Genomic DNA, 24,939 nt, shown 5'->3' with positions numbered 1-24,939 from the left:
CTACGGTCGGGGTCCGTGAAGCTCTCCCACCTCCCCCTGCTGCTCACCGGTGTCCTGCTGGCCGGCGCCGCCGTCGCCTGCGCCGGAACGGATTCCGCGCCGACCGGGATCGCGCTGGTGAACGCCGATACCGGCCCGACCGGAGCGAAGATCGCGCAGCAACTCGAGCAGGACGGCGGCGGGTACAGCTGGACCGCGCTCGCCCCCGGCGAGGCCGACGCGGGCGAGTTCGCCGCGGTGGTCACGCTGCCCGCCGATCTGACCGAGGCCATGGGCACGCTGGCCACCGATCGACCGCACCGGGCCACGCTGAACGTGCGTGCGCACCCGGACGCCGACGCCGGATTCGTGGACGCGGCGGTCGATCTGGTGACGCACCGGATCGGCGCGGCCGGGGTGGACGCGGCGCTGGCCGCCACCGCCAACGCGCGCAGCCGGATGACCGGGGTGCAGTTCACCGCGCAGCTGCTGAACGCGGGGGTGGACGCGGCGGCGACCGGCGCCGAGCAGTTCAGCGGTGGCGCGGAGCAGCTGCTCGGGTTCCTGGACTTCGCGAAAACCGGTGCGGCGTCGCTCACCTCGGCCGTCGCGCTGCTGAACGAGACGGTCGACGGCGCTGCGGCGCAGGCCGATCAACTGGCAGGCGCGCTGGACACCACCGGCGTCACCATCGCGCAGGTGGAGGGCACCGCGACCACCGTCGGCACCGGGCTCGACCAGGTCCTCCCGCTGCTCAGGGCGCTCCCCTTCGCGGACGACCCAGCCCTGGCCGAGATCATCGCGAAACTGGACGGGCTGCGCGGAATCGCCGCCCAGGCCGGAACCCAGCTCACCGGCCTCGGCGAACTCGTCGGCGGCGCGGTGAACCCCGACACCGACCTCGGCACCCTCCTGCGCACCGTCGTCACCCGCCTCCGCGAGGCGAGCACCCAGCTCGGCCAGGGCGCCGAACTGGCCAAGGACCTCCCCCGCCTCGCCGAACAGGGCGGCGCCCAGCTCCTCGACGCCATCGCCCAGCTCACCGCCGGAATAACCCAGCTCCGCACGGTCGTCGGCAACCTGAACGACCAAACCGGCGCCGCGGTGGCGGCGCTCCCAGCACGGGGCGCGGCCCAGCAGTCGGCGATCGCCCTTGCCCTCACCGATCCCGTCGAGGTAGTTCGCGACTGACCCCGTCACCCGGGAGGGTCATGGGGATGCACCCCCGGAGGGGGTGCAAAACCCCCCTCCAACGGCAAGGGGCCCGCCACGTCAGTGGCGGGCCCCTTGCCGAGAAAGATTCAGTTCGCGTTCAGCAGATCGATGACGAAGACCAGCGTCTTGCCGGACAGCTGATGGCCACCACCGGCGCGCCCATAGGCCAACTCCGGCGGAATCGTCAGCTGACGCCGTCCACCGACCTTCATCCCGGGAATCCCGTCCTGCCACCCCTGGATCAGCCCGCGCAGCGGAAAAGTGATCGACTCCCCACGGCCCCAGGAAGAGTCGAACTCCTCACCGGAATCGAACTCGACACCGACGTAGTGCACTTCCACGGTCCCACCGGGCACGGCTTCCTGCCCCGACCCCTCGATGATGTCCTTGATCACGAGCTCGGTGGGCGCAGGGCCGGCCTGGAATTCGATCTCCGGCTTGGTCATTCGCTATCCCCTTCGATAGTTGTCAGCGGGTGGTGATGTCGTTGTAGTCGCGGGCCCCGTACCCGGTGTAGATCTGCCGCGGGCGGCCGATCTTCAGCGGCTCGCTGTGCATCTCGCGCCAGTGCGCGATCCAGCCCGGCAGCCTGCCCATGGCGAAGAGCACGGTGAACATCCTGGTCGGGAAGCCCATCGCCTTGTAGACGACGCCGGTGTAGAAGTCGACGTTCGGGTACAGCTTGCGCTCGACGAAGTAGTCGTCGGTGAGCGCCGCCTCTTCCAGCGCCTGCGCGATGTCGAAGAGCTCGTCGCCGCCGCCGATCTTGCTGAGGATGCGGTCGGCGTGCTTCTTGGCGAGCGCGGCGCGCGGGTCGTAGTTGCGGTAGACGCGGTGCCCGAAGCCCATGAGCTTCACGCCGTCTTCCTTGTTCTTGACCTTGCGGATGAACTCGTTGACATCGCCGCCGGACTGCTTGATGCCGTCCAGCATCTCCAGCACGGCCTGGTTGGCGCCGCCGTGCAGCGGGCCCCAGAGCGCGTTGATGCCGCCGGATACCGAGGTGAACAGGTTGGCGTCGGAGGAGCCGACGAGCCGCACCGTCGAGGTCGAGCAGTTCTGCTCGTGGTCGGCGTGCAGAATGAGCAGCATGTCGAGCGCGGCGGCGACCTCGGGGTCGACCTCGTACGGCTCGGCCGGGAAGCCGAAGGTCATCCGGAGGAAGTTCTCGACCAGCGAGAGCGAGTTGTCCGGGTAGAGGAAGGGCTGGCCGACGGACTTCTTGTAGGAGTACGCGGCGATGGTGGGCAGCTTGGCCAGCAGCCGGATGGTGGAGAGCTCGACCTGCTCGGGGTCGCGCGGATCCAGCGAGTCCTGGTAGTACGCGGAGAGCGCGTTGACCGCCGAGGAGAGCACCGGCATCGGGTGCGCGTTGCGCGGGAAGCCGTCGAAGAAGCGCTTGAGATCCTCGTGCAGCAGGGTGTGCCTGCGGATCTTGTCGGTGAAGTCGTCCAGCTGGGCCTGCGTCGGCAGCTCACCGTAGATGAGCAGGTAGCTGACCTCGATGAAGTTCGAGGTCTCGGCCAGCTGCTCGATCGGGTACCCGCGGTAGCGCAGGATGCCCTCCGCGCCGTCGATGTAGGTGATCGCCGACTTGGTCGGCGCGGTGTTCATGAACCCGGGGTCGTAGGTGACATACCCGGTGCTGGCCAGCAGCTTTCCCAGATCGATGCCGTCGTTGCCCTCGGCGGCCGGGGTGACCGTCATGGGGAACTGACCGCCGGGGTACTCGAGTACCGGCTTGGCGTCGTTGTCGACCTTGGAGTTGTTCTCAACGGGCACGGCAGGATCCCTCTCAGGCTAGGACCGTCGGCATCGGAGTGCGCCTCGGCACGTCGGTGCGATCACCTAGACGCTAGTCGCACTCCGCCGACTGCGGCGCACGAGGGTGCCCGGGCACCGACCTCACATTCCGAGGATCGTCACGTGAGGGTTCTCCGGCTCAGCCGGTGGCGGGTACCTGCGCGGACCGGGTGATCCGGTAGCGGATGAAGGCGGGGAAGGCGAGCGCGGCGAGCACCGTCGCGAGCACCACCAGAACACCGCCGCCCGCGGCCGCCACAGCGGTACCCAGGGAGGCGGCGGCGAAACCGTGGGCAACGTCACCGATCCGCGGCCCACCGGCCACGACCACGATGAACACGCCCTGCAGCCGCCCGCGCATCTCGTCGGTGGCGACCGTCAGCAACATCGCGGTGCGCAGTGCGGCGGAGACCATGTCGACCGCGCCGCCGAAGGCGAGGAAGCCGAGCGCGATCCAGAGCCAGACGCCGAGCCCGAACACGTGCCCGGCGAACCCGACCGCCAGCCCGAAGCCGAGCATGGCGACGCCCCACAGCACGATGCAGACGATCACCGCCAGCCCCTGCCGCCGAATCCGCGGTATCCAGCCGGAGAAGACCCCGCCGAGCACCGCACCGGCGGAGAGCGCGGCGAAGAGCAGCCCGAGCGCGACCCCGCCGGAGGCCGGGTCGCCGAAGGTCTCGTGCGCGATCTGCGGGAAGAGCGCGCGCGGCATGCCGAAGACCATGGCGATGATGTCGACGACGAACGAGGCGAGCAGGATCTTCTGCCCGGCCAGGTAGCCGAAACCCTCGAGCACCGTGCGGAATCCGGCGCTGCGCACGGCCCCGGTCGGCGGGATGGCCGGCAGCCGCCAGACCGCCCAGAGCGTGGCGAGCAGCGCGACGGCGTCGATCAGGTAGAGCGTGGCGAGCCCGACCACCGGGATGAACATGCCCGCCAGCACCGGCCCCGCGATCGCGCCGGTCTGCATGACGGTCATGTTCAGCGAGCTGGCCGCGGCCATCTGCTCGGGCGGGAGCAGCCGGGAGATGGCGGCGTTGCGGGTCGGCTGGTTGACCGCGAAGAATGCCTGCTGCACCGAGAAGAGCAGCAGCACCACCCAGACGTTGCCGAGCCCGGCGGCGGCCTGCGCCCAGAAGGCGAGCGCGGTCAGCCCGGTGCCCGCGGTGGTGATCAGTAGCAGCAGCCGCCGGTCCATGACGTCGGCGAGCGCGCCGCCCCACAGCCCGAACACCACCAGCGGCACCAGCCCGAAGAGCCCGGCGAGCCCGACGTAGCCGGAGCTGCCGGTGATCTCGAAGATCTGCTGCGGAACGGCGACGACCGAGAGCTGCGCGCCGATCACGGTGACCACGTTCGAGGTCCAGAGCCGCCGGTAGGCGGGGGTGCGCAGCGGGGTGGTATCGGCGAGCAGTCTCACCGAGCAGAGCTTAAAGGTAGGACGATTACGGCTGTACCCGGCCGACCTGCGGCTCCGCACCGAGCCGGACCACGATCCGGTTGTGCAGCCTGCCCCGCCTGCCCTGCCAGAACTCGACCTCCTCCGGGCGCAGCCGGAAGCCGCCCCAGAACGGCGGGAGCGGGACGTCGTCGGTGCCGGCGAAGCGGGCGGTGACCTCGGCGAGCCGCGCGTCCAGCGCGGCGCGCGACGCGATCGGCTCGGACTGCGCCGAGGCCCAGGCGCCGAGCCGGGAATCGCGCGGCCGGGACCGCCAGTACGCCTCGGTCACCTCGGACGCCACCCGCTCGACCGGGCCGCGCAGGTGCACCTGCCGCGACACCGGCTGCCAGAGGAAGGTCGCCGCGGCGAACGGCACCGCGGCGAGCTGCCTGCCCTTGGCCGATTCGTAGTTGGTATAGAAGTCGATCCCCTCCGGCGAGAGCCCCTTGCACAGCACGGTGCGGGCGACCGGGCGCGGCGTGCCGTCGACCTCGCGCACGGTGGCGAGCACCATGGCGTTGGGGTCGACCGCACCGGCCGCGCGCGCCTCGTCGATCCAGCGGCGGAGCAGCGGGGCCCAGCCGTCGGCGACCCAGGTCTCGTCCAGGTCACCGGCGCCGTCGGCCTGCGAGGCGGCGTATTCGACTCGCATGGCGGCGAGTTCGTCGACATTCTGCTGGTCGGGCATGGGTCAGACGTTACTCCGCGGTAGCCGAGGGCTAAGGTGCTGCTGATCCGTCTGTGCTCGGCGCGTCACCCGGCGCCGGCCTGCGACCCGAAGTGCAAGGAGAGTCACACCATGACTACCAGCCCCGCGGTACCCAGCGACTTCGTGAGTGGCCTCGAGGGCGTCGTCGCCTTCACCACCGACATCGCGGAACCGGACAAGGACGGCGGCGCGCTGCGCTACCGCGGCGTCGACATCGAGGACCTGGTCGGTGGCCGGGTGACCTTCGGCGACGTGTGGGCACTGCTGGTCGACGGGGAGTTCGGGCGCGGGCTGCCGCCCGCCGAGCCGTTCCCGCTCCCGGTGCACACCGGCGACGTGCGGGTCGACGTGCAGGCCGGGCTGGCCATGCTCGCCCCGATCTGGGGCTACCAGCCGCTGCTCGACATCGACGACGAGACCGCGCGGGACAACCTGGCGCGCGCCTCGGTGATGGCGCTCTCCTACGTCGCGCAGTCCGCGCGCGGGATCTACCAGCCCGCCGTGCCGCAGAAGCTGATCGACCAGTGCACCACCGTCACCGAGCGGTTCATGACCCGCTGGAAGGGCGAGCCGGACCCGAAGCACACCGAGGCGATCGACGCCTACTGGGTCTCCGCCGCCGAGCACGGCATGAACGCCTCCACCTTCACCGCCAGGGTGATCGCCTCCACCGGCGCCGACGTGGCCGCCGCGCTGTCCGGCGCGATCGGCGCCATGTCCGGCCCGCTGCACGGCGGCGCCCCGGCCCGCGTCCTCCCGATGATCGAGGAGGTCGAGCGGACCGGCGACGCGCGGGCGCTGGTCAAGGGCATCCTGGACCGCAAGGAGAAGCTGATGGGCTTCGGCCACCGGGTGTACCGGGCCGAGGACCCGCGCGCCCGCGTGCTGCGCGCCACCGCGCAGCGGCTCGCCGCGCCGCGCTACGAGGTGGCGGCCGCGCTGGAGCAGGCCGCGCTCGCCGAACTGCGCGAGCGCCGCCCGGACCGCGCCATCGAGACCAACGTCGAGTTCTGGGCCGCGGTCATCCTCGACTTCGCCGAGGTGCCCGCGCACATGATGCCCGCCATGTTCACCTGCGGCCGGACCGCGGGCTGGTGCGCGCACGTGCTGGAGCAGAAGCAGCTCGGCAAGCTGGTGCGCCCGGCCGCCATCTACACCGGCCCCGACCCGAGGCAGCCCGCTGACGTCCCCGGCTGGAGCACCATCCAGCACCGCTGAGCGCGCGGGGTTCAGCCCCCGTCGAGCGAGGCGGCCCAGTCCACCGCGACCGATTCGCCGCGGTCGACCTCGAAGAACCCGACCCGGAGCCGGGCCCCGAGGTCGACCGCGCCGATCGCGGCCAGCGGTACCGGCGTCACCAGCCGGACGCACCACGGCTTCGGCTCGTCCCAGGCGATGAGCTCCAGGTCGAGCCGGAGCACCGGGTCGTCCCGGCCCGCGTAGTCGGCGGCGACCGGAGCCGCGGAGAGCACCGTCGCCTCGGCGCGGCGGCCGTCGGAGAGGATCGCGGCCTGCCCGACCCGCCCGGACTCGACCGGGTCGGGGACGAAGAGCACCAGCCGCTCCCGGTCGCCCGGATCGACCCGGCAGCCGACCACGTCGCCCGGGCTCATCCAGTGCAGCTCGGTGTCGGACACCCACTGGCGAATCCGCACCTCGTAGCTCTGCTCGCCCTCGATCGCCACCCGCACCCAGAACACGTGGCCGGGCTCGCCGCGCCGCGGCCGCACGCCGAGCACCGTCGCGGTGCCGCGCACGCCGCGGCGGTGCAGCTCCGTGCGGGCCGCCTCCGGCAGCGGCCCCACCGGTAGCCCGAAAGCCCCCGTACGCCGCCCGCGCACCCGCCACCCCGAATTCGCCGACCACGCCGTCATGGCGGTCAGATTAGCCGGAGTGTGGTCCCGGACACAGCAGTACCACCGTCTACCCTGTTGCCCATGACCACTGCGTTCCCGACGATTCCCGACGATCTCAAGCCCGCCGACGGTCGCTTCGGATGCGGTCCGTCCAAGGTGCGGCCCGAGCAGCTGCGCAACCTGGTCGAGGTCGGCGGTTCGGTATTCGGAACGTCGCACCGGCAGAAGCCGGTCAAGGACGTGGTGGCCAGGGTGCGCTCCGGCCTGCGCGAGCTCTTCGCCCTTCCTGAGGGGTACGAGGTGGTGCTCGGCAACGGCGGCACCACCGCCTTCTGGGACGCGGCCGCCTTCGGCCTGATCCGCGAGCGCTCGCTGCACCTGAGCAACGGCGAGTTCTCCAGCAAATTCGCGGCGGTCGCCAAGGGCAACCCGTTCATCGGCGACCCGATCGTGGTGAAGTCGGAGCCGGGCAGCGCGCCGGAGCCGACCTCGGACCCCGAGGCCGACCTGATCGGCTGGGCGCACAACGAGACCTCGACCGGTGTCGCCATTCCGGTGAGCCGCCCGGCGGGCTCGGAGCACGCGCTGGTCGCGATCGACGCCACCTCCGGCGCGGGCGGGCTCCCGGTGAACACCGCGGACGCCGACGTCTACTACTTCGCCCCGCAGAAGTGCTTCGCCGCCGACGGCGGGCTGTGGGTCGCGCTGATGAGCCCGGCCGCGCTGCAGCGGGTCGCCGAGATCAAGGAGAGCGGGCGCTGGACCCCCGAATTCCTCTCGCTGCCGATCGCGATCGACAACAGCGTCAAGGACCAGACCTACAACACCCCCGCGGTCGGCACGCTGCTGCTCTTCGCCGACCAGATCGAATGGCTGAACAGCAACGGCGGCCTGGACTGGGCCGTCAAGCGCACCCTCGATTCCTCCTCGCGGCTCTACGCCTGGGCCGAGTCGAGTGAATTCGCGACCCCGTTCGTCACCGATCCGGCGCACCGCTCGCAGGTGGTCGGCACCATCGATTTCGCCGAATCGGTGGACGCCGCGCAGGTCGCGAAAATTCTGCGGGCCAATGGCATCGTGGACACCGAGCCGTACCGCAAGCTCGGCCGCAACCAGCTGCGCGTCGGCATGTTCCCCGCCATCGATCCGGAGGACGTCACCCAGCTCACGAAGAGTATCGACTGGGTCGTTCAGCAGCTCGGCTGAGTGCGGCGAACAGAGCAGATTATCGGGGGGCGGGAATCCTCGTCCAGGTTTCCGCCCCGCGTGTCTGGCCTCGAGAACCCCAGGAGTGCACTACTGTTTCGGAAAGTGGGCGCTGTCGCGAGTCGACGCGGTGAGGAGGCAACCGGTGCGTGAACTTCGAGTGATCGGGGTGACGCCCGACTCCACCCACATCGTCTGCGTCGATACCGAGTCCGGTCAGAAATTCCGGCTGCCCGCGGACGACAAACTGCGTGCGGCGGCGCGCGGCGACCTTGCACGATTCGGCCAGATCGAGATCGAAATGGAAGCTTCCATGCGTCCTCGCGATATCCAGGCCCGTATCCGCGCCGGTGCCTCCGTCGAACAGGTCACTCTGGAATCCGGCATGCCCGCGAGCAAGGTCGATCGCTTCGCCTACCCGGTGCTGCTGGAGCGCGCACGGGCCGCCGAGCTCGCGCAGAAGGCGCACCCGGTGCGCGCCGACGGCCCCGCCGTCGAGAACCTCATCGATATCGTCACCGCCGCCTTCACCGCCCGCGGGCACACCCTCGACCATGCCGTCTGGGATGCCTGGAAGGACGAGAAGGGCTTCTGGGTCGCCCAGCTGCAGTGGCAGAACGGCCGCTCCGAGATCGCGGCGCATTGGCGGTATCAGCCGGATGCGCACGGCGGCTCGGTCTCGCCGCTGGACGACCCGGCCTCGGACCTCATCGATCCGGACTTCGGCCGCGCGCTGCGCGGGCTCGCCTCCATCCTGCCGAGCGAGCCCGAGCCGGAGCCGGTCCCCGAGCCGCGGCACGAGCCCGCGCCGCGGGAGCAGGCGGCCACCGCGCGGGACACCGAGTTCTTCGAGCAGCGCGCCGAGGCCGAGGAGCCGGTCGAGCAGCCGGCGCCGGAGCAGCAGCCCGCCGCCGAGGCGGCCGAGGCGGCCGAGGCGGAGATCACCGCTGAGGCGCCCGCACCGGAGCCCGCCGCGGCCGAGGCGGCCCCGGCCGCCGAGGCGCCGCAGCAGCCCGCCCGGCGCAGGCCACCGGCCCGCCGCCAGGCGCAGGCCGCCACCGCGCCCGTCGCGGAGCCGGAGGTCACCGAGGAGCCCGCCGAACCGGTTGCGCCGGAGGAGAAGTCGGAGCCCGCCGCCAAGCAGGCGCCGAAGCCGCCCGCCAAGCCCGCCAGGACCAAGCGTGGCAAGGCGCCCATGCCGTCCTGGGAGGACGTGTTGCTCGGAGTGCGCAGCTCCGGCCACTGACCGGCGTAGCGCGCGGGTTTCACCACCGCAGGGCGGAACTCTTTCGGCGCGCATCGGAGTTGCTCAGGGGTTCGGACGGCCGTTTCGTGCCACCATCGGTTGGTGTCCGAGCTGAAGAGGGTCGCCGAGCCGAGCCGAGCCGCCGCGCTGGAACCGCCGTCGTCCGGGAAGGCGTCGACGCTCTGGTACATCGACGCCGCCGACCCGCTCGCGGTGCTGCGCGCCGGGCACGAACCCGACCGGGCCGCCGCGCTCGCGCTGGCCCGGCTGCTCTACGCCGATTGCGACGTGGTGCCGCACCTGGACGGCACCCTGGCCGGGTCGGCGGGGCCAGCGGCGAACGAGGTCTTCATCGCCTCCCTGCCCGGGGTCACCGTGCTCTGCACCGCGCGGGCCGCGCTGATCCGGCCGACCGCGCTGCCCGAGCTGCTGGTCCGCCCGCTCGCCTCCGAGCACACCTACCTGGTGTCGTTCGACAGCGCGCACGGCTGGGGCGCCTTCGCGCACTGGGAGCGCGGGGAGTTCCGCCGCTCGTTCAGCTCCAGCAGGCTGCACATCCTGGAGGACGAGGGGCTGCCGCTGGTCTGGGAGCGGCCGTACTGGGCCGGTGAGCACCCGGTGCGCTGGCGCGCGGGCGAGCTACCCGACCCGGGGTCGCTCCCCTTCGACCCGCCGGACTTCGCCGATGCCGCCAACAACGAGTGGCTCGGGTTCCACTACCGCTCCGCGCCCGCGGAAGGAGCCTTGACCTCGGTCGACGTCACCCTCTGCGGTTTCACGCTCTTCCCGCGCGGGGAGGCGCCGGCGCAGCCCGTCGCCGCCTCCGCCCGGCCGCGCGGGCGCGGTCTTCTCGACCGGCTGCGCGGGCAGCACCCCCGTTGAATCGGCTCCGCGAGTCCGGGCGCGGCCGCAAGCAGCGGCCGACCGGCCGAGCGCGGCGCGGGGTCGACCGCCCGAGCGCGGCGCGGGGTCGACCGCCCGAGAGCAACACCGGGTCAACCCGCCGAGAGAGCACCACGGGGGTCAACTGCCGAGTGCGGCGAGGAGAAGGGCTATCCAGCCGAGGACGACGCCGACCGCGCCGCCGCCGAGCACCCAGCGGGTGACCGGGGCGTGCCGCCAGCGCCAGGCGGTGGGCGCGGCGCCGCCGGCGGCGATCAGGTTCACCGCGACGGCGAGCAGCGGGTGCACGGCGCCGAGCGCGGCGCCGAAGGCGAAGACGGCGACCGCGGTGAGCGCCCCGACCAGGGCGCCGACCGCGACGCCCGCGGCCAACGGGGTCGGGGGCCGGTAGGGCGGCGGCTCGATCATCGGGTCCGCACCCGCTCGTAGAAGGCCATGGCGGCGGCCGTGGCGACGTTCAGCGAGTCGGTCCCGGCCGACATGGGGATGCGGGCCCTGACATCGCAGGCGTCCATGGCATCCGGCGTGAGCCCCGGCCCCTCCGCGCCGAGCAGCAGCGCCACCCGCTCCCCGGACATGGCGGCGGCGAGGTTCGCGGCGGCGGGGTCGGGGGTGAGCGCGATGGTCCGGAAACCGCGGCGGCGCAGCTCGGCCAGGCCGTGCGGCCACTCGGGAACCGGCGCGAACGGCACCCGCAGCGCGTGCCCCATGGAGACCCGCACCGAGCGCCGGTAGAGCGGATCGGCGCAGCGGTCGCCGAAGAGCACCGCGTCCGCCCCGAGCCCGGCCGCGTTGCGGAAGATCGAACCCAGGTTCTCGTGGTCGTTCACGCCCTCGAGCACCGCGACGGTCCGCGCGCCGTCCAGCAGCTCCGCCATGGAGAACGGGGCGGGTCTGCGCGCCACCGCGAGCACCCCGCGGTTCAGGTGGAACCCGACCACCTCCGCCATCACCTCGGCCGAGGTGCGGTAGCAGGGCACCTCGACCCCGGCCAGGTCGCCCGCCAGCTCCTCGAAGCGCCTGGCGACGCCGAGCAGCGCGCTCGGCGCGAACCGCGAGCCGAGCATGCGCCGCACCACGATGGTGCCCTCCGCGATCACCAGCCCCTTGCGGCCGGGCAGATCCGGGCGGCGGTCGGCGTCCTTGAGATCGCGGAAGTCGTCCAGCCTGGGGTCGGCGGGGTCCGCGAGGTCGATCACTTCGGCCACCGCACCATCCTGCCCGCTCGGCGGGGCGGGCGAAAATCCGATGCGGCGCGGCAGCGCGGCGTGCGAGGGTCGAGGCATGACGTCGCATCCCGCAGCGCGTATCCGCCCGGCGGAGCAGGCCGATCTGGCCGCGATCCGGCTGCTGATCGAGACCGCCTTCGGCACCCGCTTCGAGGCGGGCGAGCCGGAGCACATCTGGACGCTCTTCCCGCTGGACCGGGCGTTGGTCGCCGAGGCCGATGGCCGGGTGGTCGGCCACACGCACTCCGGGCCCATGACGATCACCGTTCCCGGCGGCGAGCTGCCAGCCATCGGCATCTCGGGGGTCGCGGTGGCCGCCCCGCAGCGCCGCCGCGGCGTGCTCCGCGCGCTGTGCCTGGAGCAGCACCGGCAGATCGCGGCCGACGGCGTTCCGCTGGCCGCGCTCACCGCCAGCGAGGGCGGCATCTACGGCCGCTTCGGCTACGGCTCGTCGGTGCGCGAGAACCAGATCAGGCTGGACCGCCGGTTCGCGCGCTTCCTGCCGACCGCGCCCGATCCCGGCGGTGTGCACCAGGTGCCGGTGCCCGAGGCCGAACCCGAGATCCGCCGGATCTACGAGACCTGGCGCCGGGTGACCCCCGGTGCCCAGGAGCGGCCGGACGCCGCCTGGGCGCTGCGCTTCGCCGACCCGGTGCGGATGCGCGGTGGCGGCGGCGACCTCTTCGCCTTCCTGCACCCGGACGGCTACGCGCTCTACCGGCACCACGGCGACCGCTCGATCGAGGTCAAGGAGCTGCGCACGCGCACAGCCGACGCGCACGCGGCGCTCTGGCGCGCGCTCTGCGGCCGCGACCTCAGCCACGACCTGGTCGCCGGGCTCCCGGCCGACGACCCGCTCCCCTACCTGCTCACCGACCCAAGGCAGGTGCGCACGGTGAGCGGCTACGACACCCTCTGGCTGCGGATCATGGACGTGCCCGCCGCGCTCACCGGCCGCCGCTACGACGCCGACCTGGAAACCGTTGTCGCGGTCGACGATCCCCTCCTCGACGCGGGCGGCACCTTCGCGCTGCGGATCTCCGGCGGGGTCGCCGAGTGCGCGCCGACGACGGCCGAGCCGGAGCTGTCCATGGGGCTGGATGTACTCGGCGCGATCTATCTGGGCGCCCATCCGGCCCGCGCCTTCGCGGCGGCGGGCAGGCTGCGGGGTGCGCCCGGCGCGCTGCGCGCGCTGGAACGGGCCTTCGCCTGGCCCCTGGACGCCGTGCTCGGCTGGGGATTCTGACCACCCATGTCCGATTCTGGCATTCTGGTGCTATGAAGCCGATTCAGCTGGTGCTCAATATCCTGTGGCTCGTGTTCAGCGGATTCTGGCTGGCGCTCGGCTACCTGGCCGCGGCGCTGCTCTGCTTCCTGCTCTTCTTCCTGGTGGTGCCGATTCCGTTCGGCGTCGCCTCGCTGCGGATCGCGGTGTACGTGCTGTGGCCGTTCGGGCGGACCACGGTGGAGAAGCCGGGGGCGGGCGCCGGGTCGCTGATCGGCAACGTCATCTGGTTCGTCGTCGCGGGCTGGTGGCTGGCGCTCGGGCACCTGCTGACCAGCATTCCGCTGTTCGTGTCGATCATCGGAATCCCGTTCGGCTGGGCCAATCTCAAGCTCATCCCGCTCTCGCTGTTCCCGCTCGGGCGCGACATCGTCGACAGCGACCAGCCGTTCGGCGCCCGCGGAGCGGGCGCATTCACCCCCGCGACCCGCTAATCACTTTCCGCGACGATCTTCTTCATGATCCCGACGGCGCGGTGCAGCACGTCGATCTCGTCGCCGCCGAGGCCGGAGAGCTGCTCGGTCATCCACGCCTCGCGGGCGCTCGCCTCGTCGGCGAGCAGCGCCTGCCCGGCGGGCGAGAGCGAGACGATGATTTGCCTGCCGTCGGTGGGGTGCGGCTTCCGCTCGACCAGCCCGAGCTCGGTGAGCGAGGCGATCACCCTGGTCATCGACGGCGGCTGCACCCGCTCCCTGGCGGCGAGCGCGCCCGGGGTCATGGCGCCGTCGCGCAGCAGGGTGGCGATCGCGGAGAGCTGGGTCAGCGAGATCTGCGAGTCGGCGCGCCTGCCCCGCAGGTGCCGCGTCAGCCGGACCACCGCCAGCGAGAGCTCGCCGGCCAGGGCGCGGACGTCCGTTGGCGTTGTCACAGTGGTGAACGATACGTGACCGGCGGGGGCCGCTGCCGGTTTCGCCGGACGGCTACTGTGGAGCCGTGACGCAGCAGGTCCCCGCCATCCCGCAGCGGCTCACCGACCCGAGGCCGGTGCTCGCCGTCGGCAGTGCGCTGTGGCTGGTCGCGACGATCGTGGTGTGGGCGGGCGGTGGGCGGTGGGCCGAGGCGCGGCCGCTCTGCCTGATGGGGCTGCTGGTCGGCGCGCTCGCGCTCGGGATCTACCTGATCCAGCTGCGCGGGGCGCGGCGCGGGGACAAGGGCGCCCAGACCGGGCTGTAGCCGGTGCCGACCGGACGGTAGCCGGGAGCCGCGGCCGTGTTCGGCGGCGGCCACCGGCGTTGGCCAGGTCGGCCCGCGGGGCGGTTGGGCCTCCGAAAGTCACTCAGCCGACGTCGAATTCGGTGCTCGTGCCGGTGAACGGGCTGATCGTGCCGTCCGGCGCGAGCGCGTCGGCGAAGTGCACGAAGCGGAACCGCCCGCTGGTGCCGGCGGGGATATCCCAGAGGAACCGCGCCACCGACTCGCCGGAGGGCCCGCGCCGCCAGTGGAACCGCACCTCCCACTCCCCCTCGTTGGCCGCCCGCCGCCAGGAGCCGTCGGCGCCCAGCCGCTGCACCTCGAGGAAGGTGCCGTTGCGCCGCGGATTGTGCTTCGGGTGCGCGGAGACGAACTCCACCTCGGCCCGCGTTCCGGCCGGATAGCTCGGCGCCGGCTGCACCAGCACATCGCCGAAGCCGAGCCCGGCCGGCAGCGGGTCAGGGCCCGCACCGACCTGAAGATTGGGCTGCAGGTTCGAGACGTCGCGCGGGGCCGGGCCGCGCCCCACCGACTGCCTCGCCGCGAGCGCCCGCGCCACCCGGTCGAATTCCTGCTGGTAGGCGCAGAGCGTGTAGCGGCCGAAGAGCGTCGAGCCGCCCTCGTACTGCTGCGCGTCGTACTCCTCCGGCGTCGCCACGTACTGCGCGTAGGCATTCGCGTAGCCCTGCATCAGCACCAGCGCCGGGTCGACGCCGAGCGCGGCGGCCACCGTGCGCCTGATCCGCAGCCCGGAGACGATGGTGAACTCCGCACCCGCCGCCGCCAGGTACAGCTCGCCGAGCCGGACGACCTGCACCGGAAGCACATTCGGCACCCACGGCACCGGCGGCATCAGCCCGAGCGGGGCCGCGATCAGCTTGGGCGCCTGGGCGTCGGCCAGCCAGGCCGGGACGGGGGTGTCGGCGCCGCCGAGCGCGTCGGCGAGCGGATTGCGCACCCCCTCCGGCACCGGCCCGCCGGGCAGCCCCGGCCCGTCCTCCACGCTGCCCGCGAAGAGCGAGACCCCGACCGCGGCCGGCGCGGTGCGGTGCGGCAGGCCGTCCGGGGTGAAGCGGCCGTCGACGGCGGTGTCGGCGAGATCGATGTAGCAGAGCAGCGAGTCCACCGTGCCGCCGAACGGCGCCGCGGCGGCCAGCGCGCGCTCGGCGGCCGCATACTGCCGCTCGCCGAGGATCCTGGTGTTGTCGAACTCGTCCTCGGTGGGGCCGGAGCCGGGGCGCAGGTTCAGGTTCGGCGACATGTCGCCCGCGTTGGTCTGCGCGAAGGCGGCCACGAAATCGGGGGCGCCGTCCAGGTAGCGCACGCCGTTGTGGTCGTGCTCGAAGGTGTAGGCGGCGTAGCCCTTGTTGTCCGAGCTGATCAGCCGGTTGCTGTTGGTCATCGAGGTGTTGTGCGTGGCGAACCAGGTGATCACCCCGATCCGCCTGCCGCCGCGGACCAGCGCCAGCGCGGTGACCGCCGGGTCGATGGCGTCCGGGAACTCGGCCCGGTCGGGTTCGGGGTTGCGCTCGAAGGCGACGCGGGAGCGGTTCACGCTGGCGTCGCGCAGCTCGGCGCGGCCGAATTCCAGTGTGCCCGGAGCGAGATCGTCGTGCGCGGCGGCGATCGCCTCGACGATGCCGTTCACCTCGGCGTCGTAGACCTGCTGCTGGAAACCGAGGACGGAGAGGTTGTAGGCGTAGTCGTTGCTCGACCCGCCGCAGGTCGCGTGCGAGTGCGTCGAGGTGAGCACGACGTTCTGCTCGGTGTACAGATCGCCGAAGCGGCGGGCGAGTTCGGTCAGCACGCCGCGGTGCACGGACTGGAAGATCATGCCGTTCTCGGCCACCACGAAGACCACCCGGCGCCCGCCGTGCGCGAGCGCGAAGGCGCGGGCGCGCGGCCGCAGGTGGATGCCAGCGGTCTGCTGGTCCTGCTGCGAGTAGCCCATCATGCCGCACTCCGCGGCGGGGCCGGTGATATCGGAGATGCCCGCGCCCACCAGGTATCCGCCCGGCTCGGCGCGGGCCGGGGCGCGCCCGGCGAGCACCCCCGCCGCCAGCCCCGCGACGGGCAGCGCCGCCGCGCCGTGCAGAACGGTCCTGCGTGCCACCGACATCCACGTCTCCCTTCGCTGTCCTGCGAGGGAACCATACAACTGGACAACCGTCCAGGGGGTACGGACAGCGCGGTGAAATTGACTGGGACCGCCGCGGCAGGTTTGCTTGCCGGTGTGTCCTCCCGATTGAGCGTCGAAGAACGACGGGCCCATCTCATCGAGGCCGCCATCGGTCTCGCCGAGAAGAAGGGCGTGGCGGGAGTGACGACGCGGGATGTCGCGCAGGCCGCCGGGGTCTCGCTCGGGGTGGTGCACTACTGCTTCGAGAACAAGGACGCGCTGATGACCGAGCTGGTCAAGGCGCTCTCCACCGAGCTGCGCGACTCCATCGACACCAATGCCGCCATCTGGAACGGCGCGGGCTCCGGTACCGGGGCGCTGCGCGAACTGGTCAGGGCCGGGCTCGAGCTGCTCTGGCAGAACGTGGAGTCGACGCCGGAGCGGCAGATGCTCAGCTACGAGACCACCACCTACGCGCTGCGCGAGGGCGAGCAGACCCCGGCCAAGCTGATCATCGCCCGCGAGCAGTACACCTTCAACGACGCGACCGTCGGCGCGGTGCTGGAGAACGCCCGCGAGGCCACCGGCACCCGCTGGACCACCCCGGTCACCTCGCTCAGCCGCTTCACCCTGAACCTGATCGACGGCCTCGTGCTGCGCTGGCTGGTGGACGGCGACAGCGCCGCCGCGCGCACCCAGCTCGACCTGCTGGCGGAGCTGGTGGCGAGCAAGGCCGAGTAGCCGGCGCGAGGTTTCGGCCCGTCCCGGCTGGAAAGCCGGGCCGGGTGACCAAGAGTGTTGTTGTTCCCGCCCTGACCGACCTGCAGCGCGAAGAGCTGGGCACCGTCGAGGTACCCGGTGGTCTGCGCGTGCACGGCCTGCTCGATTACGCCACCCTCATCGCGGCCGAGGAGTACGACTTCGACGCGCTGCTGACGCGGGCGCGCACCGAGCTGGACGCGATCGGCGAGGTGGACGCGCTGATCGCGCACTGGGACTTCCCCACCAGCGTGCTGGTGCCGATCCTGGCGGCCGAGCGCGGGCTGCCGACGCCGAGCCTGGAGAGCGTGCTCGCCACCGAGCACAAGCTGTGGAGCCGGGTGCTGCAGCGCGAGTCGGTGCCGGAGTGCGTGCCCGCCTTCGCGGCCTTCGACCCGTTCGACCCGGACGCGCTCGCCGCGATCGACCTGCCGTTCCCGTTCTGGGTGAAGCCGATCAAGTCGCACTCGTCGCAGCTGGGCTTCGAGGTGCGCGGTGCCGCGGATTTCACGGCGGCCGTCGAGCGGATCCGGGCCGAGATCGGCCGCATCGCCGACCCCTTCGACCAGGCGTTGAGCCGGGTCGAGGTGCCCGATCGGGTGCGGGTGGCCGGCGGGCGCACCTGCCTGGCCGAGCAGATCGTCACCGGCGTGCAGGCGGCGCCGGAGGGCTCGATGTTCCGCGGCGAGTACCGGGTGCACGGCGTCTTCGACATGCGCAAGGACGAGGCCGGGCGCAGCTTCGACCACCTCGACTACCCCGCGCGGACCGTGCCCGACCGGGTGCGGCAGCGGATGGTCGACCTGACCGAGCGCTACCTGCGGCACGTCGGCTTCGACAACGGCTGTTTCAACTCGGAGTGGATGTGGGACGCCGAGACCGACCGGCTCTGGCTGATCGAGGTGAACACCCGGATCTCGCAGTCGCACAGCGACCTGTTCGCCAAGGTCGACGGGGTCTCCAACCATGCCGTCGCGATCGATGTCGCGCTCGGTGTGCCGCCCCGGTTCCCGCACGGTGACGGGCCGTTCGCGGTGGCGGCGCAGTGCATGGTGCCGCGGTACGAGGACGGCATCGTCACGCGGGTACCCGACGGGGATGAGGTCGCCGCGCTGCGGCGGCGCTTCCCCGACACCGTGGTGAAGGTGGACGTGCGGGTGGGCGACCGGCTCTCCGAGCTGCCCAACCAGGACTCCTACCGCTACAAGCTCGCCACCCTCTACCTCGGCGCCGGTGACCACGATGAACTCGAGCGGCGGTACCGGGAGTGCCTCGAGCTGCTGCCGTTCGAATTCGAGGAGGTCGGCTGAGTGCGGACGGTGGCAGAGTTCCCGTACCGGGTCGAGGAGATCGAGAACGTCTTCGTGCCGATGCGAGACGGCGCCCGGCTGGCGGCGCGGATCTGGCGGCCGGTGACCGACGAGCCGCTGCCCGCGGTCTTCGAGTACATCCCCTACCGCAAACGCGATCTCACCCGTGCGCGGGACGCGCTGAACCATCCCTACCTGGCCGGCCACGGCTACGTCGCGGTGCGGGTCGACCTGCGCGGCAGCGGCGACTCGGACGGCGTGCTCGCCGACGAGTACCTGCGCGCCGAGCACGACGACGCCTGCGACGTCATCGCCTGGCTCGCCGAGCAGCCGTGGTGCGACGGGAACGTCGGCATGATGGGGATCTCCTGGGGCGGTTTCAACAGCCTCCAGGTGGCGGCGCGCCGCCCGCCCGCGCTCAAGGCGATCGTGAGCGCATCGGCCACCGAGGACCTCTACGTCGACAACATGCACTACATGGGCGGCTGCCTGCTCTCGGACAACCTCTCCGAGGCCACCGTCATGTTCGCCTTCAACAGCCTGCCGCCGGACCCGGCGATCGTCGGCGACCGCTGGCGGGACATGTGGCACGAGCGGCTCGCGGGCAGCGGGCTGTGGATCGAGCGGTGGCTGGAGCACCAGCACCGGGACGACTACTGGAAGCGCGCCTCGGTGAACGAGGACTACGGCGCCGTCGGCTGCCCGGTGCTCGCGGTCGGCGGCTGGGCCGACGGCTACACCAACGCCGTGTTCCGGCTGCTCGAGCACCTCGAGGTGCCGCGGCGCGGGCTGATCGGCCCGTGGGGGCACAAGTACCCGCACCTCGGCGTCCCCGGCCCGGCCATCGGCTTCCTGCAGGAGGTCGTGCGCTGGTGGGACCACTGGCTCAAGGGGCGGGACACCGGGATCCTGGACGAGCCCGTGCTGCGGGCCTGGATGCAGGACAGCATCTCGCCGCAGCCCTCCTACGCCGACCGCCCCGGCCGCTGGGTCGGCGAGCACAGCTGGCCGGCGCCGGAGATCACCGAGCGCCGCTTCACCCTGACCCGCTACGCCCTCGAGGAAGACGTCGCCGACCCGGTGCGGCACGAGGTGCGGGTGCAGTCACCGCTGAGCGTCGGGATGTTCGCCGGCAAGTGGGCCTCCTACGCCGCCACCCCCGACCTGCCATCGGACCAGCGCGAGGAGGACGGCGGCTCGCTGGTCTTCGAGACCGAGGCGCTGACCGGCACCTTCGAGGTGCTCGGGCTGCCCGCGGTGGAGCTGGAGATCGCCGCCGACCGCCCGGTGGCGATGGTGGCGGCGCGGATCTCCGACGTCGCGCCGAACGGCGAGGCCACCCGGGTCACCTACGGGCTGCTCAACCTCACGCACCGGGACGGCAGCAGCACGCCGAGCCCGCTGGAGCCGGGGCGGCCGTACCGGGTGCGGCTGCCGCTCAACGGGATCGCGCACTCCTTCCCGCCGGGGCACCGCATCCGGCTCTCGCTCTCCTCGTCGTACTGGCCGCTGGCCTGGCCCGCTCCGGAACCGGCCATGCTCACCGTCACCACCGGGGCGAGCGCGCTCACGCTGCCGTACCGCCCGGCCCGCGAATCCGACTCCGCGCTGCGCGGATTCGAGCCGCCGGAGACCGCGCCGGAGGCGCCGGCCACCCGGCTGCGACCGGGCAGGCATCACTGGAAGGTCGAGCGCGACCTGGCCAGCGGGGTCTCCACGCTGGAGATCGAGGACGATCAGGGCACCATCCGGCTGGACGACGTCGGCACCGTGGTCCGCCGCGCCACCACCGAGTGGTTCAGCTTCCGCGGCAACGACGTCGGCTCGGTGCGCGGCGAGACCAGGACGGTGCGCCGCCTGGAGCGGGACGAGTGGCGCACCGAGGTGACCACCAGCACGATATTGCGCTGCGATGCGACGGCCTTCGTCATCGACGCCCAACTGGACGCCTACGAGCTGGCGGACGCGGGCGACGACCCGCGCACCGTGCGCACCCGGGTGTACTCACAGAACTGGCAGCGCCGGATTCCGCGCGATCTGGTGTGAGCGTCAGCGCGGGGCGCGCAGGTGCGTGGTGGCGCCGTCGTACCACCACGGCACCGACGCCTCGGCCTCGAGCGCGCCGGTGAGCCGGACCCGCAGGTCGTCCTCGTGCAGGACCAGCGGACCGGTGCGCTCCGGCAGGGCGTAGAGGCTGCTCGCCAGGGTCGCGAAGGGTTCGGTGTCCCACTCGGCCGCGCGGCCGGCGCCGAGCACCTCGGCCGTCACGGCAACCGAGGCGAGCGGCAGGTCGAGCAGGTTCGCCAGGGCTTCGGCCTGCGCCGGGTCGCCCGCGACGATGCGGTCGGCGGGAAGCGCGAAGCCGAACCAGGGCAGGTCGAGCACGAGCGCCGCGCTCGGCTCCAGCACCGCGCCGGAGAGTGCGCGTACCCGTTCGGGCAGCTCGATGTCTTCGATGTCGAGGGTCTCCGCGGCCACCGCGGCCGCGAGCAGGCGGTGGGTTCGCGCGATCACGGCGGGCAGCGGGGTGCGCTCCGGGTCGGCCAGTGCGGCGAGCAGGGCGCTCGCCAGCTCGGGGTTCAGCGCGGCGGGGTCGGCGAGCAGGGGTCGCAGGGCGTCGCGACGGGTCGCGAGCTCCGGCGGGTCGAAGACCGGGAGCAGCCCGGCGAAGGCGGGGTCGGCGGGGTGCCGGTGCAGGCCGAGCGGGGTGCCCCGCCAGCGCGCGTTGGTGCGCAGCCACCAGGCGGTGTAACCGTCGCGGTCGGCGAGCAGCGGGCAGGTGCGCTCGCCGTCGAGCAGCAGGGTGAGCGCGCGCGGCCAGGCGTCGTCCGCGACCAGGTCCAGGTCGCGGACCGCGGCGAGCAGCGGGGGGTCCTCGGCGAGCCCGTCCCACCAGGTGTCCTCGTCGTCGAGGTCGTGGTCGGGGCCGGTCGGGTCGGGCTCGGTGATGACGGAGAAGTCCCAGCTCACGCCGACCGCGCGCAGGGCCGTCGGGCCGTACCCCTCGACCACCGCGGCGGCCACCGTGCCGAACGGGGCGTCCTCGACCAGGACCTCGCGCAGGGGGGCGCCGGGCAGCAGGAGTTCGTCGGCGGGGCGCGGGTCGCCGGTCTCGTCCGGCACCTCGAGCAGGCCGATCCAGCGCGGGAGCGGGACCGTGGTGAGCTCGGCCAGCCGGAGCACCGCGTCGACCAGGTCCTCGTCGTCCGGGGTGTCGTCGAGCTCGGCGCGCAGGGCGGGGTCGGTGAGCAGGTCGAGCGCGTCGGCCTGGCGCGCGCCGAGCCGGGTGAGCAGCGGGTGCGCCGCCTCCGGGTGCACCAGCCGGGACCAGTGCACCGGGACCACCACGGTGAGTTCCTCGTCCAGCACGGTGGTGCGCGGCCCGGTCACCAGCCTGCCGTCGGCGAGCGGAACCGCGAGCGCGCCCAGCTCCTCGGCCGTGCGCGGGTCGGTGACGTAGGGCTCGAGCGCGGCGTAGAGCCGGTGCCACCAGCGCGCCGGGCGCTCCAGGCCGGAGCTGTGCTCGGCGATCAGCGCCGGGGTGAGCAGCGGGACGTCGAGCGTGGCGAGCGCGCGGACGGCGGCGGTGTCGGAGAGCTCCGGGATCACCAGGGGGCCGGCGAAACCGGCGAGGAGGTCGGCCAGTTCCCGGGTGAGGTCGGGGAGGACCCGGGTCCGCGAGGGGATCTGCGCGGGGGCGCGATCGGCGGCTGGATCAGCGGGTACCGGGGTGCCCGGCCACAGGGCCGCGGGCTCGGTGGCCCCGCTCGGCGGTGCGGCCGCGACGGACGGCTCCGGCTCGGGCAGGTCCCACGGGTCGACGACCAGCGACTCCGTCGGCGCCGGAGCGTAGGCGGAGGTCGAACCCTCGCCCGGCCCTGCCAACTCGTCGGGAACGGCGACCACCGGCAACCACGGCCGCGTGCGGAGTTCGCGCACGACGGCCTCGCGGAGCACGGCATCCACCTCGCCGAGCGGAAACCCGGGCTCGGGAACCAGCACCAGCCGGTCGCGCGGCGGCAGCGCGGCCGCGAAGTCGGCGTACCCCGCGGCGTACTCGGCGAGCGCGACGCCGGGCAGCAGGCGGCGCCGGTCCGGCTGCATGGGGATATCGGCGATGAGTAGTGCGGGGAGCGAGAGCTCCTCGTCGGAGCGGGTGGGGGCGCGCAGCACGTCGGGCGCGGCGGGGCGCGGGCGGCCGTCCCGGAGCGGGACCAGCCAGCGGCCGCGCGCGGTGCGGTACTCCCACCAGCGCCCGGTCTCGGCGCCGCCGGTGATGGTGAGCTCGGTGAGCCCCGGCCCGGCCGGGCGCTCGGTGCGGGCGTACCCGACGCCCGCGATCTCCAGCACCGCGAGCGCGGGCAGTTCGAGCAGCAGCTCGGCCGCCTCGGCGGCGAACCCGGCGAGCAGCGCGGCGGGGTCGACATCCGCGCGCAGGGTGAGCACGACCTCGGTGTCACCGGTCGCGGGCGCGGTATCGACCGGCCAGGCCAGGCGCAACACCGGCACGGGCACCCCGGCCAGCTCGGCGAGGTGCCCGGGGGCGGTGGCCGCGGTAGCCGCACGGGTCTCGGCCAGCGAGAAGCGCACGCCGCCGGTGCGCGAGCGCACCTCGATCTCGTCGGCGACCGCGCGCACCGCGGTGAAGCCGACGCCGAACCGCCCGACGCTCTCGTCCGCCTTGTCCGAGGCCCGCAGCGCCGTCAGCGCGCGGACCCCGGTGATGTCGAGCGGCGCACCGGTATTCGCCACGTGCAGGGAACGGCCGTCCAGCCACACCGTGAGCACACCGTCGGCGCCTGCCTTCGCGGCGGCGTCCGCCGCGTTCTGCGCCAGCTCGGTGAGCAGCCGGTCGCGGTAGCCGGCGACCACCAGGTCGGCCTCCGAGGCGGCGTCCTCGCGTAGCCGGGTCGGCGAATCCCGCCAGGCCGCGAGGACCGCCGCGCGCAGTGCCGCCGTGCCGAACGGGTCGTCCCCGGTCAGCTCCACGATCCCGGCTCGGCCGCCCGTTCCGCCTCGTCCGGCGTCAGCGCGGGCGCCACCGCCGACCCGTCGGCCGCGATCGACTCGCCCTCGGCCACGGGAGCCGCGGCAGGCGGCGCGATGGAGACGAACTCGACCGCGGCGTCGTCGTACGCCTCGTACCGCGCCGACCCGCCACCGGAGGGGAACTCGATGTCCGAGTGCGCCCCGCACCCGTACCCGGTGTGCACGACCCGCCCGTCCGCCCCCATGGCGTTCCCGCAGACCCCGAACGCGGCCCGCATGGCCCCGGCCAGCGGCAGGAAGAACCCGCAGAGCCCGCAGGTCGACGGCGCCGCCTTGGCCATGTCGGCGCCGGGCCCGAACTCGCCGAACCAGCGCTCGGCCGCCTCCTCGCGCCCCTCCAGGCTCAAAACCCTCGGGCGCCCGAGCCCGATGTCCCGCGCCACCTCGTCGACGGCCGGGTCACCGTTCAGCACGTACCCCGGCACCAGCCGCGGGTCGTTCTCGATGGACGGCAGCAGATCACCCGGCCCGAGATCACCGGGGCGGACCCGCTGGTCCCACGGCACGAAGTCCGGCGCGACCAGCGCGTCCGGCCCCGGCAGCAGGGCGGACTCGCTCACCGTCACCCGGTCGTCGCCGGGCGCCGCGGCCACGACGACGGCCCACTGCCAGCCCCGGTACCCGGGGAGGGTGGCCTCGAAGCGGTGCGTCGCCGCGGCCTCGTCCTCGGAACTGACGCCGAGGTGCTGCCCGACGCCGGTCGATTCCAGCTCCACGAGCGCACGTCGAGCCAGCTCGACGGCGTCGGCCAGGAGGGGCCGTACGCCGGCCTCCGTAACAGAAACTGCGCTCACGGCCTACATTTTGCCGCATGAACCCCAACCGGCGTACGTCGGCTGCCCTGCTCGCGCTCGCTCTGCTCGCCATGGCCGCGTGTGGAGGCGCGGGTGAGGAAACGCCACGCTGGCGGATCGAGGTCGTCGGCACCCGTCCGCACGACCCCGGCGCCTTCACCCAGGGCCTCGATGTGGCCGGGCCGGTGCTCTACGAGGGCACCGGCAAACCGGGGCAGTCCTGGGTCCGCGCCACCGATCTCGAGACCGGCGCCGAGCTCGCGCGCGCCGACCTCCCCGCCCCGCTCTTCGGCGAGGGGGTGGCCGCCGTGCACGACTCCGTGTGGCAGCTCACCTGGCAGGACGGCGTCGCCGTCGAGCGCGACCCCGGCACCCTGGCCGAGCGCCGCCGGGTGCGCTACGAGGGCGAGGGCTGGGGGCTCTGCGCAAGGGAGGGGACGCTGGTCATGAGCAACGGCTCGGACACCCTGACCCTGCGCGACCCGGCCACCTTCGACATCATCGGCAGCACCAGGCTGACCGGCCACAACGAGGCCCGGCTGAACGAACTCGACTGCGCGCCGGACGGTTCGGTGTACGCCAACAACTGGCCGACGAACGAGATCCTGCGCATCGACCCCGGCTCCGGCGCGGTGCTCGCCGCCATCGACGGCTCCGGGCTGCTCTCCGCCACCCAGCGCGCAGGCGCCGATGTGCTGAACGGCATCGCGCACCTGCCCGGCACCGATCGCTTCCTGATCACCGGCAAATACTGGCCGTCGGTCTTCGAGGTCCGGTTCGTCCAGGAGGGGTGAGCACGCCGCCGGTGAACGGCACCGGCGCGGATGCGCCAGAATTGAGGG

General features: G+C 72.9%; 23 protein-coding genes. 12 read left to right on the top strand and 11 right to left on the bottom strand.

Features of this window, described 5'->3' with window-relative positions; translation table 11 throughout:
- The first annotated feature begins 15 nt into the window (after window positions 1-15).
- Window positions 16-1,170 (top strand): hypothetical protein, encoded by a 1,155-nt coding sequence (locus tag LTT61_RS21685; protein WP_233015898.1) that lies wholly within the window; start codon window positions 16-18, stop codon window positions 1,168-1,170.
- A 110-nt stretch (window positions 1,171-1,280) separates the two neighbouring features.
- On the opposite strand, the gene LTT61_RS21680 is transcribed toward LTT61_RS21685, so the two are convergent.
- From LTT61_RS21680 to pdxH, 4 genes are all read right to left on the bottom strand, one after another.
- Window positions 1,281-1,640 carry an FKBP-type peptidyl-prolyl cis-trans isomerase gene (locus tag LTT61_RS21680; protein WP_233015897.1) on the bottom strand — a complete coding sequence of 120 codons (360 nt, stop codon included), beginning with the start codon at window positions 1,638-1,640 and terminating at the stop codon, window positions 1,281-1,283.
- Window positions 1,641-1,662: 22 nt separating this feature from the next.
- Window positions 1,663-2,976 (bottom strand): citrate synthase, encoded by a 1,314-nt coding sequence (locus tag LTT61_RS21675; RefSeq protein ID WP_233015896.1) that lies wholly within the window; start codon window positions 2,974-2,976, stop codon window positions 1,663-1,665.
- 160 nt (window positions 2,977-3,136) lie between these two features.
- Window positions 3,137-4,420: an MFS transporter gene (locus tag LTT61_RS21670; protein WP_233015895.1), complete on the bottom strand. Its 1,284-nt coding sequence runs from the start codon at window positions 4,418-4,420 to the stop codon at window positions 3,137-3,139.
- 25 nt (window positions 4,421-4,445) lie between these two features.
- Complete coding sequence (gene pdxH, locus LTT61_RS21665) at window positions 4,446-5,129, bottom strand: pyridoxamine 5'-phosphate oxidase (RefSeq protein ID WP_233015894.1); 684 nt, start codon at window positions 5,127-5,129, stop codon at window positions 4,446-4,448.
- A 111-nt stretch (window positions 5,130-5,240) separates the two neighbouring features.
- Between pdxH and LTT61_RS21660 the strand changes: the two genes are divergently transcribed.
- The gene (locus tag LTT61_RS21660) at window positions 5,241-6,368 is read left to right on the top strand and encodes a citrate synthase 2 (protein ID WP_233015893.1); all 1,128 of its coding nucleotides are present in this window, start codon (window positions 5,241-5,243) and stop codon (window positions 6,366-6,368) included.
- 11 nt (window positions 6,369-6,379) lie between these two features.
- Here the strand turns inward: LTT61_RS21660 and LTT61_RS21655 are convergent, their stop codons facing one another.
- Window positions 6,380-7,024: a hypothetical protein gene (locus LTT61_RS21655; RefSeq protein WP_233015892.1), complete on the bottom strand. Its 645-nt coding sequence runs from the start codon at window positions 7,022-7,024 to the stop codon at window positions 6,380-6,382.
- 63 nt (window positions 7,025-7,087) lie between these two features.
- Here LTT61_RS21655 and serC point away from each other — a divergent pair, with 63 nt between their 5' ends.
- The 3 genes from serC (at window position 7,088) to LTT61_RS21640 (ending at window position 10,340) form a co-directional block, all read left to right on the top strand.
- On the top strand, window positions 7,088-8,212 hold the full coding sequence (gene serC, locus LTT61_RS21650; RefSeq protein ID WP_233015891.1) for a phosphoserine transaminase: 1,125 nt from the start codon (window positions 7,088-7,090) through the stop codon (window positions 8,210-8,212).
- 145 nt (window positions 8,213-8,357) lie between these two features.
- Window positions 8,358-9,458 carry a septation protein SepH gene (sepH, locus tag LTT61_RS21645; protein ID WP_233015890.1) on the top strand — a complete coding sequence of 367 codons (1,101 nt, stop codon included), beginning with the start codon at window positions 8,358-8,360 and terminating at the stop codon, window positions 9,456-9,458.
- Between the two features lie 102 nt (window positions 9,459-9,560).
- Window positions 9,561-10,340, top strand: coding sequence for a DUF6928 family protein (locus LTT61_RS21640; RefSeq protein WP_332909196.1), 780 nt, complete (start codon window positions 9,561-9,563; stop codon window positions 10,338-10,340).
- Window positions 10,341-10,481: 141 nt separating this feature from the next.
- Here the strand turns inward: LTT61_RS21640 and LTT61_RS21635 are convergent, their stop codons facing one another.
- Both LTT61_RS21635 and LTT61_RS21630 read right to left on the bottom strand, forming a co-directional pair.
- Entirely contained in the window at window positions 10,482-10,769 is a 288-nt protein-coding gene (locus LTT61_RS21635) for a DUF2537 domain-containing protein (RefSeq protein ID WP_233015889.1), read from the bottom strand.
- The gene (locus LTT61_RS21630) at window positions 10,766-11,569 is read right to left on the bottom strand and encodes a TrmH family RNA methyltransferase (protein ID WP_233015888.1); all 804 of its coding nucleotides are present in this window, start codon (window positions 11,567-11,569) and stop codon (window positions 10,766-10,768) included. The genes LTT61_RS21635 and LTT61_RS21630 overlap by 4 nt, the downstream gene beginning before the upstream one ends.
- A 76-nt stretch (window positions 11,570-11,645) precedes the next feature.
- Between LTT61_RS21630 and LTT61_RS21625 the strand changes: the two genes are divergently transcribed.
- Together LTT61_RS21625 and LTT61_RS21620 are read left to right on the top strand one after the other, a co-directional pair.
- The gene (locus LTT61_RS21625) at window positions 11,646-12,836 is read left to right on the top strand and encodes a GNAT family N-acetyltransferase (RefSeq protein WP_233015887.1); all 1,191 of its coding nucleotides are present in this window, start codon (window positions 11,646-11,648) and stop codon (window positions 12,834-12,836) included.
- 32 nt (window positions 12,837-12,868) lie between these two features.
- Window positions 12,869-13,309: a YccF domain-containing protein gene (locus tag LTT61_RS21620; protein ID WP_233015886.1), complete on the top strand. Its 441-nt coding sequence runs from the start codon at window positions 12,869-12,871 to the stop codon at window positions 13,307-13,309.
- Here the strand turns inward: LTT61_RS21620 and LTT61_RS21615 are convergent.
- Entirely contained in the window at window positions 13,306-13,743 is a 438-nt protein-coding gene (locus LTT61_RS21615) for a MarR family winged helix-turn-helix transcriptional regulator (protein ID WP_233015885.1), read from the bottom strand. The genes LTT61_RS21620 and LTT61_RS21615 overlap by 4 nt on opposite strands.
- Before the next feature lie 65 nt (window positions 13,744-13,808).
- Between LTT61_RS21615 and LTT61_RS21610 the strand changes: the two genes are divergently transcribed.
- Entirely contained in the window at window positions 13,809-14,048 is a 240-nt protein-coding gene (locus LTT61_RS21610; RefSeq protein ID WP_233015884.1) for a DUF2530 domain-containing protein, read from the top strand.
- 103 nt (window positions 14,049-14,151) lie between these two features.
- On the opposite strand, the gene LTT61_RS21605 is transcribed toward LTT61_RS21610, so the two are convergent.
- Window positions 14,152-16,185, bottom strand: a complete 2,034-nt coding sequence (locus LTT61_RS21605) for a neutral/alkaline ceramidase (RefSeq protein WP_233015883.1) — start codon at window positions 16,183-16,185, stop codon at window positions 14,152-14,154.
- Between the two features lie 114 nt (window positions 16,186-16,299).
- Between LTT61_RS21605 and LTT61_RS21600 the strand changes: the two genes are divergently transcribed.
- The 3 genes from LTT61_RS21600 to LTT61_RS21590 are packed head-to-tail and all read left to right on the top strand — an operon-like array spanning window position 16,300 to window position 20,300.
- Complete coding sequence (locus tag LTT61_RS21600) at window positions 16,300-16,926, top strand: TetR/AcrR family transcriptional regulator (protein ID WP_233015882.1); 627 nt, start codon at window positions 16,300-16,302, stop codon at window positions 16,924-16,926.
- A 44-nt stretch (window positions 16,927-16,970) separates the two neighbouring features.
- The gene (locus LTT61_RS21595) at window positions 16,971-18,254 is read left to right on the top strand and encodes an ATP-grasp domain-containing protein (protein ID WP_233015881.1); all 1,284 of its coding nucleotides are present in this window, start codon (window positions 16,971-16,973) and stop codon (window positions 18,252-18,254) included.
- Window positions 18,255-20,300 carry a CocE/NonD family hydrolase gene (locus LTT61_RS21590; RefSeq protein WP_233015880.1) on the top strand — a complete coding sequence of 682 codons (2,046 nt, stop codon included), beginning with the start codon at window positions 18,255-18,257 and terminating at the stop codon, window positions 20,298-20,300.
- 3 nt (window positions 20,301-20,303) lie between these two features.
- Here the strand turns inward: LTT61_RS21590 and LTT61_RS21585 are convergent, their stop codons facing one another.
- Together LTT61_RS21585 and LTT61_RS21580 are read right to left on the bottom strand one after the other, a co-directional pair.
- The gene (locus LTT61_RS21585; RefSeq protein ID WP_233021134.1) at window positions 20,304-23,237 is read right to left on the bottom strand and encodes a sacsin N-terminal ATP-binding-like domain-containing protein; all 2,934 of its coding nucleotides are present in this window, start codon (window positions 23,235-23,237) and stop codon (window positions 20,304-20,306) included.
- Complete coding sequence (locus LTT61_RS21580; protein WP_233015879.1) at window positions 23,234-24,097, bottom strand: DUF3027 domain-containing protein; 864 nt, start codon at window positions 24,095-24,097, stop codon at window positions 23,234-23,236. The genes LTT61_RS21585 and LTT61_RS21580 overlap by 4 nt, the downstream gene beginning before the upstream one ends.
- Before the next feature lie 17 nt (window positions 24,098-24,114).
- Between LTT61_RS21580 and LTT61_RS21575 the strand changes: the two genes are divergently transcribed.
- The gene (locus tag LTT61_RS21575) at window positions 24,115-24,891 is read left to right on the top strand and encodes a glutaminyl-peptide cyclotransferase (protein WP_233015878.1); all 777 of its coding nucleotides are present in this window, start codon (window positions 24,115-24,117) and stop codon (window positions 24,889-24,891) included.
- Window positions 24,892-24,939 lie beyond the last annotated feature (48 nt).

Source organism: Nocardia asteroides, from assembly GCF_021183625.1.
Classification (GTDB): Bacteria; Actinomycetota; Actinomycetes; order Mycobacteriales; family Mycobacteriaceae; genus Nocardia; species Nocardia asteroides_A.
This window is presented reverse-complemented; position numbering and strand designations above follow the sequence as displayed.

What these genes read in the sequence shown, in the direction of transcription:
- LTT61_RS21680 (WP_233015897.1), bottom strand. Translation starts at nt 1,640, where the DNA reads ATGACCAAGCCGGAGATCGAATTCCAGGCCGGCCCTGCGCCCACCGAG.
- pdxH (WP_233015894.1), bottom strand. Translation starts at nt 5,129, where the DNA reads ATGCCCGACCAGCAGAATGTCGACGAACTCGCCGCCATGCGAGTCGAA.
- LTT61_RS21660 (WP_233015893.1), top strand. Translation starts at nt 5,241, where the DNA reads ATGACTACCAGCCCCGCGGTACCCAGCGACTTCGTGAGTGGCCTCGAG.
- LTT61_RS21655 (WP_233015892.1), bottom strand. Translation starts at nt 7,024, where the DNA reads ATGACGGCGTGGTCGGCGAATTCGGGGTGGCGGGTGCGCGGGCGGCGT.
- serC (WP_233015891.1), top strand. Translation starts at nt 7,088, where the DNA reads ATGACCACTGCGTTCCCGACGATTCCCGACGATCTCAAGCCCGCCGAC.
- LTT61_RS21635 (WP_233015889.1), bottom strand. Translation starts at nt 10,769, where the DNA reads ATGATCGAGCCGCCGCCCTACCGGCCCCCGACCCCGTTGGCCGCGGGC.
- LTT61_RS21625 (WP_233015887.1), top strand. Translation starts at nt 11,646, where the DNA reads ATGACGTCGCATCCCGCAGCGCGTATCCGCCCGGCGGAGCAGGCCGAT.
- LTT61_RS21620 (WP_233015886.1), top strand. Translation starts at nt 12,869, where the DNA reads ATGAAGCCGATTCAGCTGGTGCTCAATATCCTGTGGCTCGTGTTCAGC.
- LTT61_RS21605 (WP_233015883.1), bottom strand. Translation starts at nt 16,185, where the DNA reads ATGTCGGTGGCACGCAGGACCGTTCTGCACGGCGCGGCGGCGCTGCCC.
- LTT61_RS21575 (WP_233015878.1), top strand. Translation starts at nt 24,115, where the DNA reads ATGAACCCCAACCGGCGTACGTCGGCTGCCCTGCTCGCGCTCGCTCTG.